Source organism: Saccharopolyspora sp. NPDC000995, assembly GCF_053599315.1.
Window position 1 is genome coordinate 1 of record NZ_JBSFLZ010000368.1, and the last position, 1,065, is coordinate 1,065.

Below are 1,065 nucleotides of genomic sequence, written 5' to 3' on the forward strand. Positions count from 1 at the left end.
TTACGACCATCACCGCAGGCCAGAACACAACAGATCAATATCCCGACAGGCCCACGACCAGCACCGCAACCGCCGCATAACCGCGAAACCTCAGCGGCTACTGCACCTACACTTTCTTCGAGCAGTGTCCACACCGGATGGCTTGCGCCCGCTGCGATTTCTACACCCCAAAAGACTCCAGCAAGGCACAAGTGTTGGAGGCCAAGGAAAACCTCCAGCGCATGCTAGCCGCCATCCCGCTCACCGACGACGAACAAGCCGCCATTCACGACGGCCAAGCCACGCTCGACCAGCTGCTCGGCAAACTCACCAACGTCCCCACCCCAGCAGGCCCCACCCCACGTGAGATCGGCATCTCACCATCCGCCACCCTGCTCCCGATCGTCGACGTCAGCCACAGCAAACCAGACTAAAACAGACATTTCAGATTCCACAGAAACGCCGCGTAAACCCAGCCGGCGGCGGTGCGCACGTAGGTGATGTCCGCCACCCACAACTCGTTCACACGCGTGGCCGTGAAGTCACGTTTGACCAGGTCACCTGGCCTGCTGGTCTCCGCTGCCGGCCGTGTTGTTCGTGGGGAGATGTCGCGTAGCAGTCCACGCATCTCGCGCATGAGCCGCTCGACCGTGCACCGGGCCACGTCGCTGCCCTGCCGGTTGAGCTCGGCCCAGACCTTGCGCGCCCCGTAGACGCCGTAGTTGTCCTCGTGCACCCGCTCGATCTTCTCGGTCAGCTCCCGGTCTCGTGCCGCACGGGCCGACTCCGGGCGGGGCTTGGCCGCGTAGTACGTCGACTGTGCGATCTCGGCGGGCGTCTGCTCGAGCGCCTCCAGGACCGGCTGGACACCGTGCTCTTCCCGCCGGGACTCGACGAACTCGACCTTCATCGCGACGCCGGAACGGAAACACGCAGGTGTACTAGGGTCTGTTTCAGATGTCAGAGCCACTCGTTGATAGACGCGATGACTACCGTGGCCTCGTAACGGACAGCGAGTTTGTCGTACCGGGTGGCCACGGCCCGGTTCCGCTTGAGCCGGTTGATTCCGCATTCCACGGCATGACG

The 1,065-nt window shown here is 63.3% G+C and carries 2 protein-coding genes; one reads left to right on the forward strand and one right to left on the reverse strand.

What is annotated here, in order from left to right:
• Positions 1 to 194 precede the first annotated feature (194 nt).
• On the forward strand, positions 195 to 413 hold the full coding sequence (locus ACWDKQ_RS36370; RefSeq protein ID WP_450143272.1) for a hypothetical protein: 219 nt from the start codon (positions 195 to 197) through the stop codon (positions 411 to 413).
• Here the strand turns inward: ACWDKQ_RS36370 and ACWDKQ_RS36375 are convergent.
• Positions 410 to 889 carry an IS3 family transposase gene (locus tag ACWDKQ_RS36375; RefSeq protein ID WP_450143273.1) on the reverse strand — a complete coding sequence of 160 codons (480 nt, stop codon included), beginning with the start codon at positions 887 to 889 and terminating at the stop codon, positions 410 to 412. The genes ACWDKQ_RS36370 and ACWDKQ_RS36375 overlap by 4 nt on opposite strands.
• Between the last annotated feature and the right edge of the window lie 176 nt (positions 890 to 1,065).

Bases quoted from the DNA above. Each gene is read 5' to 3' on its own strand.
- ACWDKQ_RS36375 (WP_450143273.1), bottom strand. From the start codon at position 889: ATGAAGGTCGAGTTCGTCGAGTCCCGGCGGGAAGAGCACGGTGTCCAG.